The organism is Haloferax sp. Atlit-109R (assembly GCF_003665865.1).
GTDB lineage: Archaea > Halobacteriota > Halobacteria > Halobacteriales > Haloferacaceae > Haloferax > Haloferax volcanii.
On the sequence record NZ_QPLO01000002.1, the window covers coordinates 455,560 to 470,458 of the forward strand.

The following is a 14,899-nucleotide window of genomic DNA, read 5'->3' on the forward strand; positions in this document are numbered from 1 at the left end:
CACTCGAACTCATGGCAGACACATACTCAGGGGCGACCGCCGAGGACGGTGACCACGGGAGCGGCGGGTTCATCGACGACACGAGCCTGAAGTGGCTCGGCGTGGGGCTGTCGAGTCTGTTCGCGCTCGCCGTCTTGGCGCTCGTCGCTTACATCGTCGCCACGCAGGTCGACTTCGCGCTGATGCGGACCATCCTTCCGCAGTTCGTTGATGCGTACCTCTTGGTGCTCCAAATCGTCGTCATCGGCGGTATCCTCTCGGTGACCGCCGGCGTGTTCGTCGGCCTCGCGCGCGTCTCGAAGACGGCGATAACGAACGGCATCGCGACGGCGTACGTCCAGTTCTTCCGCGGGACGCCGCTTCTGTTCCAGATATTCGTCATCTACTTCGGCATCCCGACGCTGTGGCCGGGGACGTTCCCGGTACAGAACTGGGGGTTCCCGACGGCCATCATCGCGCTGACGCTGAACCACGCCGCCTACGTCGGCGAGGCGGTCCGCGGCGGTATCGGGGCCGTCCCCGACGGGCAGATGGAGGCGGCCCGGTCGCTCGGCATGGGCTACATCCAGGGGATGCGCGAGGTGGTCGTCCCGCAGGCGTGGCGCAACGCCCTCGCGGCCATCGGTAACGACCAGGTCATCCTCGTGAAGGACACCTCACTGCTCACCATCATCGCCATCCCCGAACTGATGCAGGCGTTCCGGAGCGTCAACAGCGCGACGTTCGACCCGTGGACGCCGCTCGTCCTCGTCGCCATCGCGTACCTCTCGATAACGCTGCCGCTGATGCGACTCGTGACCTACTTGGAGGAGCGCTCGGATTGGGGAGGTGACCGCCGATGAGTCTGCTTGAATTCGACGAGGTGAACAAGTACTTCGGCGACACGCACGTCCTGAAAGACGTCGACCTGAACGTCGAAGAGGGCGAAGTGTGCGTCGTCATCGGCCCCTCGGGGTCCGGAAAGTCGACGCTGCTTCGCTGTGCGAACCGCCTCGAAGAGATTCAGGGCGGCGAGATTCGCCTCGAAGGCCAGTCCATCTCCGCGGCCGACGCTGACATCAACCGCCTGCGCCAGCGCATCGGCATGGTGTTCCAGAGCTTCAACCTCTTTCCCCACAAGACGGCGCGGGAGAACGTGACGCTCGCACCCACGAAGGTGAAAGGGCTCAAGAAAGGAGACGCCGAGCGCCGCGCCGACGAACTGCTCGACCGCGTCGGCCTCGGCGCGCAGTCGAACTCCTACCCGAACCAACTGTCCGGCGGCCAGCAACAGCGCGTCGCCATCGCCCGCGCGCTCGCCATGGACCCCCACGTGATGCTGTTCGACGAGGTCACGAGCGCGCTCGACCCCGAACTCGTCGGGGAGGTGCTCGACGTGATGCACGACCTCGCCGACGAGGGCATGACGATGCTCGTCGTCACCCACGAGATGGGCTTCGCCCGCGAGGTGGGCGACCGCATCGTCCTCATGGCCGACGGCGAAGTCGTCGAGGACTCGCCGCCCGAGGTGTTCTTCGAGAACCCGAAGACCGACCGCGGCAAGCAGTTCCTCTCGAAACTGCTCTGAGCCGAGGTAGCCGGGCACACACCCGGAATCTTCCAACAAGCTTATCCCCCGAAACGCCGCTTCCTGCGGCATGAACTACGCTCCCCGCGAATTCAGTCACGAACCGCCCGATTGCGAACACACCAAGGCCGTTCTCTTCTGTCAGACCTGCGGTCGCGCCGCCGATATCGACGAGTGGCCCGAACAGACGCACGACGGCCGGACGGTCCGACTCGACTGCCCGGACTGCGGCGAGGTCGTCTGGCGCGGGCTAGATGATGAGGCCTCTGAAGAGCGTCGAGCGCCGACGCCGACGCCCTGACCCGGTACCGAGCCGAGTCAACGAGCGCGAACCGCCCAACCCCGATTTTACGGAACCATCACTTCGACGCCGACGGTGTCGTAGTCGGTCATCGCGGCCAGTCGCTCGGGCACCTCGTCGAGCGAGACGGTCTTCGTCACGAGCGACCCGGGGTCGACAGCGTCCGAAGCGAGCAGCGAGAGCAGGTCGTCGGCGTTCGTCGGCGGCATCCCGCGCGCGCCGAGGAACGACACCTCGTGTCGCGTCATCCAGTCGGTCGGCAGCGACACGTTCCCCTTTTCGGCCTCGGTCGTCAGCCCGACCTGTACGTGCGAGCCCCACGGCCGGACCGAACGAACCGAGTTCCGGCAGGTCTCCGCGACGCCGAGCGCGTCGAGCGAGACGTGCGCCCCGCCGTCGGTCAGTCCGCGGATGGCGTCAACCGGGTCCTCCGCGGAGCCGTCGACGACGGCGTCAGCGCCGAGGTCGGCCGCGGCGTCGAGCGCGGACTCGCGCACGTCGACCGCGACGACGCGCGCGCCGAGGACGTTCGCCACCTGAATCGTCGAGAGGCCGACGCCGCCGCAGCCGTGGACGGCGACCCACTGGCCGGCGCGGAGGCCGGCGCGGGCGTCGAGGGCGTTGTACGCCGTCATGAATCGGCAGCCGAGCGCGGCCACGTCGGTCGGAGAGACGCTCTCGGGGAGTCGAATCGCGTTGTAATCGGCGGACGGGAGATGTACTAACTCCGCGAACGCGCCCTGCGCGGCGGGTTCGAAGCCGAGGGCGTGGGGGTGGTCGCCCGTACAGACGTTGCCGTGGCCGGTCTGGCAGTAGCCGCACGAACCGCAGGCGAGATTGAAGGGTAAGGCGACGCGGTCGCCCTCCCGAATCGTCTCGACGCGGTCGCCGGCCTCGACGACGCGGCCGGCGGGCTCGTGGCCGAGAATCTGCCCGGACGGGACCGCGTCGTCGGCCCACTCGCCGTGCCCCATCCACGAGTGCCAGTCGCTCCGGCAGATACCGCAGGCCTCGACTTCGACGACGACGCCGTCGGCGTCGCACGTCGGGTCGGGTACTTCCGTCACGTCGAGCGGTTCACCGTGTTCGCGGAGGACTGCGGCTCTCATACGCGCGGTTCGTCGGGCGGCCCCAAAAAGCTCCGCGTGGCGTCAATCCCGCCTGTCGTGCAGCGGACAAAATGCGGCGCAGTCCCGTTCAGAAGAAGTCGTCGAGGCCGGACTGCCCGTCGTCGGTCGAGGCGTCGGTGTCGTCGCTTTCGGCCGACTCGTCGGCGTCGGCGTCGCGGTCGAGTACGTCGTCCGTTCCGTCGTCTGCTCCGTTACCATCGTCGCCGTCGGCCGCGGCGTCGTCGTCGACGGATACGCCTTCCATGCCGGCGAACGCGCCGGCGGCGTGTTCCTCGACCAGTTCCTCGCGGAGTTCGCCGGCATCCTCGACGATTGACTGGACCTTGTTCGTCGTCTCGCCGCTCCCGGTGACGAAGGAGACGTGCGACTCGTCGAACTCGTAGTAGGCGGCCATGGCGACGGTCAGTTCGCGGGGCTTGCAGTGGTGGGTGATGGCCGAGAGGTACGGCAGGACCTCGCGGCGGGCGGTCGCCATGCTGAAGCCGCCCTGTGCCGCGATTTTCCGGACGACGGTGTCGCGGGTCTTGTCGCGGGTCGAGCGGTAGGGCGCGCCGCCGTAGCGGGTCCACCCGCCGCGGGTTCGGTCGCGGGAGGCCGCGACGCCGGCGGCGAGGTTGTCGGTCGCGTAGCGCCAATAAGAGTAGTTCTGCGTGGCGCGCACGCGGCCGAGCCAGCGGTCGGCGTTGGCGAGGAAGTCGTAGGCGCGGGCGAGTTCGTCGGGTTCGTAGACGAGCGACACCTTGTCCTCGACCCACTTCGTGAGGTCGTCGGGCGTCTCGTCCACGTCGTAGGCGGTGTACAGCGCGTCCTGCGCGGACTCCTCTTTGAGGACGGCGTCGAGGAACTCGAACAGGCCGACAGAGCGGTCGCGGTCGCCCATGACCACGTCCTCTTCGGTGATTTTCTCGCGCCCCTCGGCGATGGCTTGGAGGTCGTTGACGGCCGAGCGCAGGTCACCGCTGTTCATCTCGGCGATGCGGTCGAGCGCGTCGGACTCGAACTCCAGTCCCTCCTTGCGGCAGATGTCGCGGAGGACGGGGACGATAGAGCGGGCGGACACGTCGCGGAACTCGATTTCCTGACAGGCGTTCCGGAGCCCGCGGCTCATGTCGTAGAACTCGTTGGCGATGAGGACGATGGGCTGGCTCGACGACTTGACGAGGCGGGTGACGGCGCTGGCCCCGCCGCGGTCGTAGTTGCCGTGGATGTTGTCGGCCTCGTCGAGGATGACCAACTGCCGGGTGGACGTGCCCGCGGAGGAACCGGCGAGCGTCGCGTTCTTCGCGGCGCGGCCGGCGAAGCGTTCGATGACGTCGCCGGTCCGCTGGTCCGACGCGTTCAACTCGACCGTCTCCCAGCCCATGTCGGCGGCGAGCGCGTGGGCCGCGGAGGTCTTTCCGATGCCCGGGCTCCCGTGGACGACGACGGCCTCCCGGTGGTCGTCCCACGTCTTGGCCCACTCCGCGAGGGCGTCGCGGGCCTTGTTGTTGCCGCGGACCTCGGAGAGCGTCGATGGGCGGTACTTCTCCGTCCAGTCTACCATTACCGGAAGGAGGACCGAGGCGCGTTTAGTGGTTGCGGAGCGCCGCGCGCCGGCCGGACGCCCACCGGAAGCGCCCGAACTACCGGGGCGGCTCACCGGCTCAGACGCCCCACCGTGCCGTCTTACCGCGCCGTCTCACCACGCCGACCGCCGCGCCCGGTTCCGGGCGTCGACGAGCGACCAACCGAGCGCCGCCAGCGTGGCGAGGCAGACGACGAAAAGCGCCACGACGACGCCGACCCGCCCGACGCCGGCGTAGTAGCCGGCGCTGTCGATGACGCCGGCGAAAAGCAGGCCGAAGGCGACGAGACTGAGCGGCCGCGCCCACAACTGTCTCCGAACGAGACCCATGCCCGTCGCCAGAAGCGACACCCCGGTCAGCCCCCCCAACACGAGCGACGCGAACAGCGAAAACGGGTCGGTCCGCGGTTCCATCACCGGACCGCCGTCGACGGTCAACACCCAGATGGCCAGCGTCACGGCTCCCGTGACGAGCGCGTAGCCGCCCACCGTTCGCTCCCAGTCCATCTCGTTGCACTCCGTTCCCGTCCTCGCTAGACGCGCTCCCGCCACAAATACGCATCTCCGGGTTCTCGCGCGGGAGAACGTGTGTGCGCTCGGAACGTGTTCGAATCCGACGGGTTCGAGAGCGGCGACCGTCCCGGGCGTGTTCCACGCAATCATATGTCAATGTTCAGAAAACTTATTAGCGCCCTCCGAGTGGACTCCGTTCCATGTTCCCCGACGAAATCGTCACCCCGCGGCTCAGGCTCCGCGCCCTGTCGCGGGCGGTCGTCGACCCGTTGGACGCCTACGACCACTTCGCCGCCTCGCGGTCGGACACCATCGAAGAGGAGACGAAGTTCGTCACGTGGGGCCCCCACGAGACGCCCAAGGAGACGCTGGAGTTCCTCGAACGGGCCGAAGAAGGCCACGAGTCCGCGGAAAACGCCGTCTACGCCGTCATCCCCCGCGACGGCGAGGACGGCGCGGGCGAGTTCGCCGGCACCGCCGGGTTCAACCCCGAGTGGGACAAGCGCCGGGCCGTCTTCGGGATGTGGCTCCGCAAGGAGTTCTGGGGCCGCGGCTACTCCGGCGAGCGGGCGGCCGCGTTCTTCGCCGCGGTCTTCGACGTGCTCGACCTCGACGTGGCGCTCGCGTACGCCATGCCCGAAAACGAGGCGTCGTGTCGAGCAATCGAGAAGTACACCGACCGCTTCGGCGGGGGAGAAGACGGCCTGTTTCCCAACGAGACCGTCGACGCCGGCGGCACCCCGCGCGACGTTCGCGGCTGGTCCGTGACCCGCGAACAGTGGGAGGCCGCCACCGGCGGCGACTACGACGCCGAGTTCCGCTGGGAGGGCCGCGAGTGAGCGACCTCTACCCCGCGGTCGTCGAGACGCCGCGGCTTCGATTGGTCGCCCGCCGCCCGAAACACATCGGCGTCCACGAGGCGTACGAACTCTGTTCGGCCCCCGAGATGGACGACGTGACGCGGCACATGCCGTGGTCGCGCCACGAGACGCCAAAGGTGACGAAGGAGTTTCTCGACCGCGGGGAGTCGAGTTGGACCGACGCCGAGAGCGCCGACTACGCGATTATCCCGCGCGAGAGCGAGGACGGCGCGGGCGAGATTGCTGGGTTCGGCGGACTCCACACGGAGTGGGACCGCCGCGTCGGAGAACTCGGCTTGTGGCTCCGCCCGCGCGACTGGGGCCGCGGTTACTCGGGCGAGCGCGCCGCGGCGCTGGCGGCGCTCGCGTTCGACGTACTCGACCTCGACGTCGTCTCGGTGTCGCACGTCGCGGACAACGAGAAATCGAAACGCGCTATCGAGAAGTACATGGCGGCGCTCGGCGGCGACCGCGACGGCCGCGAGCGAAACAGCATCGTCATCGACGGCGAGCCGGCCGACGAACTCCGATACAGCGTCGCCCGCGAGGACTGGCTGGCGACGACCGGCGGCGACTACGACGCCGAGTTCCGCTGGAGCCTCGACCCCGACGACGTTCGCTGAGCCGACTCGATTCGCCGCCGGGGACTGCACCGAGGACCGCGCCGGCGACGACGCGGCCGCCCTCCAGACCGCCGTGAGCGCGGGTCGCGGTGTGGACGCCTCGTCTCGTCACATCGTACCGCGAGACGACCACTCACGGCGGCCACGAGACATTTACGGGAGAACGACAATCGGTTCCGACACGATGTCAACGACACCTGAATCGACGCCCGGTTCCACACCATCGACGCTTCGGTCGGTCGGCAGCGGCGGCGTCGCCGGTCTCGGGGCGGCCCTGTTCGGCTACCTCGTGACCTACCTTTTGACCTCCTCGACTATCGAGAACTCGACGGCCAGTCAGGTGCTCGAAGCCCTCGGCTCCGACGTCTCGACGTGGAAGGTCGTCGGTTGGGTGTTCATGAGCGCCCACGGCGTGACGACCCGGTTCCCCGGCCTGTTCGGAACGACCTCCAGCGCGAACCTCATCGAAGGCGTCGAGGCGTTCTCGCCGGTGCTCTACGTCGTGCCCGTGGTCGCGCTGCTCGCTGCGGGCGCGCTCGCGGCCGTCGTCGGCGGCGCGTCCTCGCCGCGGGAGGGCGCGCTGGCCGGCGCGGGAACCACGGTCGGCTACCTCGTCTTCGCGCTCGCCGGTATCGCACTTTTCACCGTCTCCGTCGGCGACGCGGCCGTCAGCCCCGACCCGGTCACGTCAGCGCTCCTCGCGGGCGTCGCATACCCCGCCGTTCTCGGCACCGTCGGCGGCGTCGCGGCCACGGCGCTCCGGTAGTCACGGACGCCCGCCCGTTCGGTTCTCCGTTCTCCGGTCCCGCACGTGTTCCGGCTCAGAGGTCGCGCGCGACCAGTTCGCCCCAGTGGTCGAAGCCGTAGCGCTCGTAGAACGCTCGCGCCCGACCGTTCGCCTCGTCCACGTCGAGGACGATTCGGTCCAAGGGGAGGTCCTGCGAGCGCGCGTGGGCCAACACAGCGTCCATGAGTTCGTCGGCGGCGCCCGAGCCGCGGTAGTCGGCGTCGAGAAACAGTTCGTTGAGGACGGCGGCGTCCCAGATGAACGTCATCTCCTCGGGGAGCGCGAAGGCGTAGCCGACGAGCGTCGCGTCCTCGCTCTTGCCGCTCTGTTCGCCGTCCGACACCGCTTCGGCGACGACGACGCAGCCGGGGTCGTCGGTCGCACAGCGCTCGACCCACGAGAGATATCGCTCGCGGTAGTCGTCCGTGAGTTTCGCCTCGTACGTGGAAAGCTTGTCGTCGCCGCCGGTCCCCGCGCCGAGACCGAGTTCGAATCCGCGTTTCAGTTCCCAGAACGCGGCCGCATCGCCCGGTTCGTACGGCCGCACCTCGACGCCGTCCGGTGTCTCGCTCATGCACGCGGATGGGTCGCCGTCGGTTATGAACGCTCGGAGTCGCGGCCGCGTTCCCGGCTCGCCCCAATTCGGTCGTCGGCTCGCCCCGTCACTCAGCCGGTTCGCCCGCCGGCCCGCGAAGCCGCTCCGACAGGAGCCGTCCGCCGACCACGCCCGCGCCGAGCACGACGAGCATCAGTTCCGTCCCCGACGAGGCGAGGGGGGCCACCCGCTCGACGGTTTCGGGCTCCGCGCCCGGCGACGGGTCGACCACGGTGCTGTAATGGAGCGTCTCCGTCGTCGGCGGCGGCGACGCGGGCCGTAGCTCGACGAACGTCTGGACGAACCCGCGCGTGCTCGACCACTCGGCGCGCCCGCTAATCGAGTAGAACGCGTCGTGAAGCGGGTAGAAGGCGTTGACGCCGTTGGTGAACAGGTCGGGGAAGATGCCGCCGCAGAGGAGCGCGGCGACGCCGACCCACGCGACTGCGACCCCCCGAGCGCCCCAGCGACCGCGAATCGCGGAGCGTTCGGGGTCCCGCATCCGCGTGTCGTAGGCCACGAGCGCGGCGAGGACGAGCGGGAGCAACAGCGTGTGGAGGAGCGCGCGGTGACTGCCGGGCAGGAGCGTGCTGGTGAACGAGTCGAGGTCGGGGACCGCGGCGGCGACGAGCGCGACGCCGACCGACCGGGCGTCGAACCAGCGACCGAGGAGGCCGGCACCGACGAGTCCGCCGACGGCGACGTGGACGAGGGTCGATGGCATACCGCGTAGTGGTCGGCCGACGACCTTCAGAGTTCCCACGGGGTTCGTCACGCGACGACTACCACTTTCGACATCCTTTTGCGGGATACTCACGCAGGTTGTCCCATGACTCACTCGTCGGACGGGCCGAGGTGTTCGCGATGACCGCGGCACCGCGCGACGACCTCGCCCGCCGCATCGCGGGCGAGATTACCCTCTCGGACGACCCCGGCGCGACGCTCCGGAAGTGGCGGACCGACTTCGACATCTCCCAGACGGCGCTCGCCGAGCAGTTGGACGTGTCGTCGTCGGTCGTCTCCGACTACGAGAGCGGCCGCCGCGAGAGCCCCGGTATCGGCGTCATCCGCCGGATGGTCGAAGCGCTCCTCGACATCGACGAGGCCCGCGGCGGCAGTCGCATCCGGCAGTACGCCCGCGTCCTCTCGGCCGGCTTCGAGAGCGACATCGTCCAGGACCTCCGGGAGTACCCCACGTCGATTCCGCTCGATAGCTTCTACGACGCCATCGGCGCGACCCCCATCGTCGACGGCGACCAAGACCGCATCAGCGGCCACACCGTCATCAACAGCATTCAGGCAATCACGCGGCTCTCCTCCGAGGAGTTCTACCGGCTCTACGGGCAGTCGACGAGTCGGGCGCTCGTGTTCACCGGCGTCACCCGCGGCGAGTCGCCGCTCGTCGCCATGCGCGTCGTCACACCGACGCCGAACGCCGTCGTCCTCCACGGCCTCTCGGAGGACGACCTCTGGGAGCACGCGCCCGCGCTCGCCACCATCGACGGCTTCGCCCTCGCCGTGACCGACCGCGATTTAGACGAGATGCTCGAAGACCTGCGGAAGCTCCCCTGAGAACGCCGTAGTACCCGTACCCGTTTTCGGTCCGTCTGACCCGATTCGTTCGATTCGTTTCGCTCCCTTCGGTTCGCATTTCCAGAGTGTCCGCCTGAGGGCGAAAAAAGCCGAAGGGCGGCCGCGACGATGTCCGACCATGGACATTCGCGCCCTCCAATCGTACCTCGAAACGGCGTTCGAGTACCCGGTCACGACCGAGCGCGTGCTGGAACGCGCCGGCGACGTCGAGGTGACCGCGCCGAACGTCGACGACGCGGAGACCGTCGAGACCATCCTCGCCCCGCTCGGCACCGAGACCTACGAGTCGGCCGCCGACCTGTACAACACGATACTCGGGAGCGTGAGCGACGACTACATCGGCAGAAAGTTCTACGACGACCGAGGGGCGGACCCGGCGGATTCGTGGTCGATACTGCCCGACCAGGCGCGGTCGTTCTGACGACCCAGCGCGAACGCGGGCGCTCGCCCGTCGCTCGGCCGTGCGGTCGGTCTGTTATTCGACGTATTCGTAGCGGCGCTCGTTCATCCGCCCCCAGCCCGTGAAGACGAACTCGGCTTCGGGTTGGGTGAACTCCTCGACCTCGATTTCCTTTTCGTGGTTGTGCACGTCGTGGATGAGCTCGTAGTCGTCGAAGGAAATCTCGGTACGGGCCGCGAGCTGGTCGTCCACGTCCACGGCCTCGATTTCGTCGAGCCACGTCTCTTGGACCCGCTCGGCGTGAATCTCGGCCTGCGCGCCGGAGCCGTACGAGCCGACGAGCAGCTGCTTGCCGGTCATATCTTTACCTTCGTCCGCGGCGGCCTTCAGGGCAGACAGTCGGGCGATGTGGACCGAGCCGGTGTACCAGTTGCCGACGCGGCTGGAGATGTCGAGCGTCGGCTCGATGACGCGACCGTACCAGTCGCGGTACTGCTCGGTCGTCTTCAGTTCGTCCATGTAGCCGCGGATGGCCTCCTCGTAGTCGTCCCACGTCTCGAAGTCCTCCTCGCGGGGCTGGCGGCCGATTTCGCTTTCGAGGTCGTCTTCGATGTCGGTGTCGCGGGTCATGTGGCGGAAGCCCAGAAGCGCCGCCTTCCGGACCATGCCGGGGAACGGCGTGTGGAACGGGATGTACTCGAACAGGTCGGGGTGGGTGCGACCCGCGACGCTCTCGTAGTCCTCGAGCGCCTCGCGCATCCGAGCGAGATACACCTGCATGGAGCGCTTGCCGTCCACCGAGGGGAACTGCTGGTTCGGCTTGAGGAAGTCCGTCTCGTCCATGCTGCCGTAGCCCTGTTCGGTCGAGAGTTCGACGAGGTCCGGGTCCTCGTCGATGAGCATCGCGACCGCGCCCGCGCCCTGCGTCGCCTCGCCGGGGTCGCCGCGCTCGTAGAGGGCGGTGTCGGTGGCGATGACGAGCGCCGCGCGCCCGCGGTTGCGACCCGCCTTAATCCAGTTGTAGGCGTCGTCGAGGCTCTGGGTGCCGGCGATGCAGGCGAACTTGCGCTCGCCCTTGTTGGCGTGGCGGAAGTCGCCGTCGTACACCTGTTCGAGACAGCCGGCGATGTACGTCGACACCGGTTTGGAGTTGTCGAACGCCGACTCGGTCGCCACGTCGATGCGGCCGATGTCCGCGGGCGTGAGGCCCTTTCGGTCCATCAGTTTCTTGGCGGCGTTCGCCCCCATCGTGACGATGTCCTCGTACACGTCCGGGAACGACGACGTGTGGAGACCCAGCCCCTTCGTGTACTTCTCCGGGTCTTCGCCCTTCACCGGCGCGAAGGTGTTGGGGAGGTCTAACACGAGTTTGCCCGTCCAAATCTCCATGGCGTCGATGCCGACGGAAGTCATGGTCGATGTTACAGAACCGAGGGATAAGGTTTTGTCGATGGGGAGTTACGTCGGTTGTCGAACTACGGGCCGTTCCCGTCCGCGACGTCGTCGACGGTCTGGATATCGACGACGGCACCGGTGTCGTCGTACACCAGTATTCCGACCCGATAGTCGGTCTGTGCGCCGTCCCGCCGCTCGATGATGTCGACGTTGTTACGGCTTCGGTCGGTACGTTGGGTCGTGGTCGTCGCCCCGTTGCCGTTGAGATTGAGCGCCACCAGTTCGACCCGGCTGAAGTCGCCGGACGACACGTCGTAGTCGGCGCGGTACCAGACCTCGTTTCTCCTGGTGTTTGTCCGGTCTTCGACGTCGAACGCGTCGATGGACGCGCTACTTCCGAGCGACAGGTCGGCGTTGCCGTTCCGGTTCCGCGCGTCGGCCACGTCGGTCACGGTCCGTGAGCTCTCGACGTATTCGCCGTTCGGCCCGTCGTAAATCACGTCAATCGTGACCTCGAACGTCTGTCTGACTCCGTATCCGGGCTGGAACCGAACGCTGCCGCGCGATGTCGACTGCTGTGCGAAGCCCGAAGCGGAGCCCTCCGTCGAATCGGCCCTGACCTCGACGCGCTCGAACGACGCGTTCGTGTCCCCGATGTCGTAGGAGACGACGAAGTCGGGGTTGTTCGTTTGGATGTCGGTGAGGTCGTCGACACGCATCGAGACGGACGGAGACGGCGTGCCGTCCGTGTCCGTGACGGTCACGGTCGTCGTTCTCCTACTCGTCGCCCCGTCGTCGTCGGTCACCGTTAGTTCGACGGTCACGTCGGTGTCGCCCGAGACGCTGTCGGGCGCGTTGAACGTCGGCCGCGCGGAACTGGGGTTCGACAGGCTCGCCTGCCCCGTCGGGTCGTCGGTGATGGACCAACTGTAACTGGTAATCGACCCGTCGCTGTCCGAACTCCCGGAGCCGTCGAGCTGTATCGACTCGCCTTCGGGGACGCTGTACGGCCCCGTCGTCCGAGGGGTCGGCGGGGCGTTCACGCCGCCTTCCGGCTGAGCGTTGGCTTCGAACGAGAACGTCTTGGCATCGACGAGGCCCGACGGGAGGCGGTAGGTCACGCGAACGGAGAGCCACTCGCCGGTCATGTCGACGTTCGTGCCGCCGAAGCCACCTGTATCGTAAAACTCGTACACGTAGAACCGCGCGGACTCGCCGCTGCCGACGACGGGGTTCGACCCGCCGATGTCACCGCTCTCGTCGATGTCGATTGCGAGCCCGTCTTCGGGCACGTCGACGAACTCGTTCTGGGTAATCTGGTAGTCGACGAGGGCGTCGCCGCTCGGTGACTCGACGTACAACTCCGTCTCGCCGGGGTCGTCGTCCCCGCCGTCGACCCGGTCTGAGAGTCCATCGATGCTGTCGTCGTGCGGGTTCACCACGACGCTCAGGAGTTCGACGGAGTCGGAGCCGACGTTCCGTAGCGAGAACTCGACGCCACCCGGCGTCGAGAAGCTATCGTCGCCGTCGCGGGCGACCGCGTCGTTCTCGTAGAGCAGGCCGCCGACGCCGCCGCTCTCGGCGGCCTCCCCGCTCGACACGCTGACTTCGACACCCGCGTCCTGTCGCGTGCTCGGAGTGAACGTCGCGTCGTCGAAGCTGCCGAGCACCTCGGCGGTTCCCGCCGACTCACCCGTCACCGTCACGCGGATTCGACCCTCGGAATCGGTCGTCGGTCCCTCCGGGTCGATTGAGACCGAACCACCGCTCGCAGAGAAGTTCACCGAGACCCCGGAGACGGGGTTGTTGTATCGGTCCCGAACTTCGAAGGTGAGCGTCTCGGTGTCTCCCGACCCGATGCTTCGAGGCGAGGCTCCGTCGACGACCGTCAGGTAATACGCGGCCGGTTCGTCGACGCCCGACCCCACTTCGACCGCTCCGACGCGGAGGTCGTACGTCACGCTGTCGCCACCTTCCTCCCCTTGCATCTCGATTTCGACCCTGTCGCCGGAACGGTCCACGCTGTGGACGTAGTCGTCGTTCCCCTCTGCGAGAAGCTCACGCCACGCGTCCTCGGACAGCTCCGTCGGCACGGAGATGGTCACGTTCCCCGACGCGTCCCTAGTCACCGGAACGGTCCGCGTCGCGGGGCTGACCGCCTGCGCGTCGACGGTCGCGGAGCCGACGCCGTTTTCGGAGTAGTCGCCTTGGAGGAGAACGAGCGAAATCGTCCGGCCGTTGATGAGTGATTGTCCGTCGTTGAGCGTCCCCTCGTACCCGGTGTCGAACCGATTGTACGAGACGGTGTTTTCGTACACGGTCGTCGGGGCCGACTGCAAAACGTTGTAGTCCGGCCGGTATTCGAGCGATTTGGTCTCGTACGAGAGGCCGCCGTTAACGTAGTCGCTCGTCTCGGCTTCCGTCGTCTCGACGTTCGTGACGGTGAGACTGCCGAGTTCACGCGTCTGCAACGTCCCCGAGACGGGGCCGGGGTTGACGAACAGCGTCCGACTCGGATACCGCGTTCCGAGAGAGACCGTCGACGGACGGGGGGTCGTCTCCGACGAGCTTTCGATGATGGCACCGCGAAGCGATTCGAACTGGTCGTGAACCTCCTGGTTGTGTAGGAACTCGACCTGTTCGTTCTGATTCGGGACGACGGTCGCTTGGTACATCGACATCGAGATGATGATGATACCGAACAGCAGCACTGCGCCGATTTGGACAGTGACCGCTCTCTCGTCCCCCCGAAAGTCCATATGACGTGAAGATATCCGAAACGGGAAAAAGACTCCTACAAAAGCGAGAGGCCGGATTCAGTCTTCTTCTTCGACGACTTCGGGCTCCGAGAGGCCGCTCTGGAGGCTGTCGAGACCGTTGACCCACTCGGTGACGAGCCCGAATTCGAGTTCGTCGAGCACCTCGATGTCGAGGTCCTCGCCGTCGATGACGCGGGTGCCGACCTGGACGATGTAGCCGAGCGCGCTGTCGAGATCGTCGGCGGCCTCGGCGTCCGCGGCGGCGCGGATGTAGGCGTCCATGTCGTCTTCGAGTTCGGCGGGGCCGGCGACGATGAACTCCTCGGCGGCGAAGAAGGCGCACGAGAGGCTCGTCTGGACGCTCCCGACGAGGATTTCGGCCTCCTCGTTCTCCGTCTCGAACTCGGGTTCGGCCATGACGATGTCGTGGACGGTCGACAGCTCGTCGAGCGCCTCTTCTTCGCCCAGCGTGTCGTCGTCGTAGGCGGTCAGAATCTTGGCGATGGCGATGGCCGCGTCGTTCTGGATGTTCATCAGGAGACGGCCGGTCTCCTCGCTTTCGAGGTCCAGGTCCTCTTCTTCGACGCGCGTCAACCAGTTCTGCCAGCGTTCCGGCGAGTAGTATCGTTCCTCGGCCTCGGTCATACCTACAACCTCCCGTGCCGGACTCAAATGCCTTTCTTATCCTGCCTGTAACCGTGTGAGACGACGACGTGGAAGGAGACGGCGCGATTCGGCTCGTGCGTCGGTCTCGGCGGTCGTCCCGCCTCCCGCGTCAGTCGGTCCGCCTCACCCGCCTCTCGTTCTCCCTC

At 67.3% G+C, this 14,899-nt stretch carries 16 protein-coding genes; 8 read left to right on the forward strand and 8 right to left on the reverse strand.

The window, feature by feature from the left end:
* The first annotated feature begins 11 nt into the window (after positions 1-11).
* The 3 genes from DVK03_RS11005 to DVK03_RS11015 all read left to right on the forward strand — a co-directional run bounded on the left by DVK03_RS11005 (position 12) and on the right by DVK03_RS11015 (position 1,868).
* On the forward strand, positions 12-842 hold the full coding sequence (locus DVK03_RS11005; RefSeq protein ID WP_004042323.1) for an amino acid ABC transporter permease: 831 nt from the start codon (positions 12-14) through the stop codon (positions 840-842).
* Positions 839-1,567, forward strand: coding sequence for an amino acid ABC transporter ATP-binding protein (locus DVK03_RS11010; RefSeq protein ID WP_004042321.1), 729 nt, complete (start codon positions 839-841; stop codon positions 1,565-1,567). Before DVK03_RS11005 ends, DVK03_RS11010 begins: the two co-directional genes overlap by 4 nt.
* 70 nt (positions 1,568-1,637) lie before the next feature.
* Positions 1,638-1,868, forward strand: coding sequence for a hypothetical protein (locus DVK03_RS11015; protein WP_115802944.1), 231 nt, complete (start codon positions 1,638-1,640; stop codon positions 1,866-1,868).
* 47 nt (positions 1,869-1,915) lie between these two features.
* Here DVK03_RS11015 and DVK03_RS11020 read toward each other — a convergent pair whose 3' ends face one another.
* From DVK03_RS11020 to DVK03_RS11030, 3 genes are all read right to left on the reverse strand, one after another.
* On the reverse strand, positions 1,916-2,977 hold the full coding sequence (locus DVK03_RS11020) for a zinc-binding dehydrogenase (RefSeq protein ID WP_115802945.1): 1,062 nt from the start codon (positions 2,975-2,977) through the stop codon (positions 1,916-1,918).
* Positions 2,978-3,065: 88 nt separating this feature from the next.
* Positions 3,066-4,541, reverse strand: a complete 1,476-nt coding sequence (locus DVK03_RS11025; RefSeq protein WP_115802946.1) for a replication factor C large subunit — start codon at positions 4,539-4,541, stop codon at positions 3,066-3,068.
* A gap of 135 nt (positions 4,542-4,676) precedes the next feature.
* Positions 4,677-5,069, reverse strand: coding sequence for a hypothetical protein (locus DVK03_RS11030; RefSeq protein WP_115802947.1), 393 nt, complete (start codon positions 5,067-5,069; stop codon positions 4,677-4,679).
* A gap of 206 nt (positions 5,070-5,275) precedes the next feature.
* On the opposite strand from DVK03_RS11030, the gene DVK03_RS11035 reads away from it, so the two are divergent.
* From DVK03_RS11035 to DVK03_RS11045, 3 genes are all read left to right on the forward strand, one after another.
* Positions 5,276-5,914, forward strand: a complete 639-nt coding sequence (locus DVK03_RS11035) for a GNAT family N-acetyltransferase (RefSeq protein ID WP_115802948.1) — start codon at positions 5,276-5,278, stop codon at positions 5,912-5,914.
* Complete coding sequence (locus DVK03_RS11040) at positions 5,911-6,558, forward strand: GNAT family N-acetyltransferase (RefSeq protein WP_008607112.1); 648 nt, start codon at positions 5,911-5,913, stop codon at positions 6,556-6,558. The genes DVK03_RS11035 and DVK03_RS11040 overlap by 4 nt, the downstream gene beginning before the upstream one ends.
* A 184-nt stretch (positions 6,559-6,742) precedes the next feature.
* Positions 6,743-7,324: a transporter gene (locus tag DVK03_RS11045; RefSeq protein ID WP_115802949.1), complete on the forward strand. Its 582-nt coding sequence runs from the start codon at positions 6,743-6,745 to the stop codon at positions 7,322-7,324.
* A 55-nt stretch (positions 7,325-7,379) separates the two neighbouring features.
* Here the strand turns inward: DVK03_RS11045 and DVK03_RS11050 are convergent, their stop codons facing one another.
* Both DVK03_RS11050 and DVK03_RS11055 read right to left on the reverse strand, forming a co-directional pair.
* Entirely contained in the window at positions 7,380-7,919 is a 540-nt protein-coding gene (locus DVK03_RS11050) for a GNAT family N-acetyltransferase (RefSeq protein ID WP_115802950.1), read from the reverse strand.
* A gap of 88 nt (positions 7,920-8,007) precedes the next feature.
* Positions 8,008-8,664 (reverse strand): metal-dependent hydrolase, encoded by a 657-nt coding sequence (locus DVK03_RS11055; RefSeq protein WP_115802951.1) that lies wholly within the window; start codon positions 8,662-8,664, stop codon positions 8,008-8,010.
* A gap of 140 nt (positions 8,665-8,804) precedes the next feature.
* On the opposite strand from DVK03_RS11055, the gene DVK03_RS11060 reads away from it, so the two are divergent.
* Positions 8,805-9,512, forward strand: coding sequence for a helix-turn-helix domain-containing protein (locus DVK03_RS11060; RefSeq protein ID WP_004062555.1), 708 nt, complete (start codon positions 8,805-8,807; stop codon positions 9,510-9,512).
* A gap of 139 nt (positions 9,513-9,651) precedes the next feature.
* Entirely contained in the window at positions 9,652-9,954 is a 303-nt protein-coding gene (locus DVK03_RS11065) for a hypothetical protein (RefSeq protein WP_004062556.1), read from the forward strand.
* Positions 9,955-10,008: 54 nt separating this feature from the next.
* Here DVK03_RS11065 and hmgB read toward each other — a convergent pair whose 3' ends face one another.
* From hmgB to DVK03_RS11080, 3 genes are all read right to left on the reverse strand, one after another.
* Entirely contained in the window at positions 10,009-11,346 is a 1,338-nt protein-coding gene (hmgB, locus tag DVK03_RS11070; protein ID WP_004042308.1) for a hydroxymethylglutaryl-CoA synthase, read from the reverse strand.
* A gap of 62 nt (positions 11,347-11,408) precedes the next feature.
* A complete protein-coding gene (locus DVK03_RS11075) occupies positions 11,409-14,087 on the reverse strand; it encodes an Ig-like domain-containing protein (RefSeq protein ID WP_115802952.1) in 2,679 nt (892 codons plus the stop codon).
* 57 nt (positions 14,088-14,144) lie between these two features.
* A complete protein-coding gene (locus DVK03_RS11080; RefSeq protein ID WP_004042306.1) occupies positions 14,145-14,732 on the reverse strand; it encodes a DUF2150 family protein in 588 nt (195 codons plus the stop codon).
* Positions 14,733-14,899: the final 167 nt, after the last annotated feature.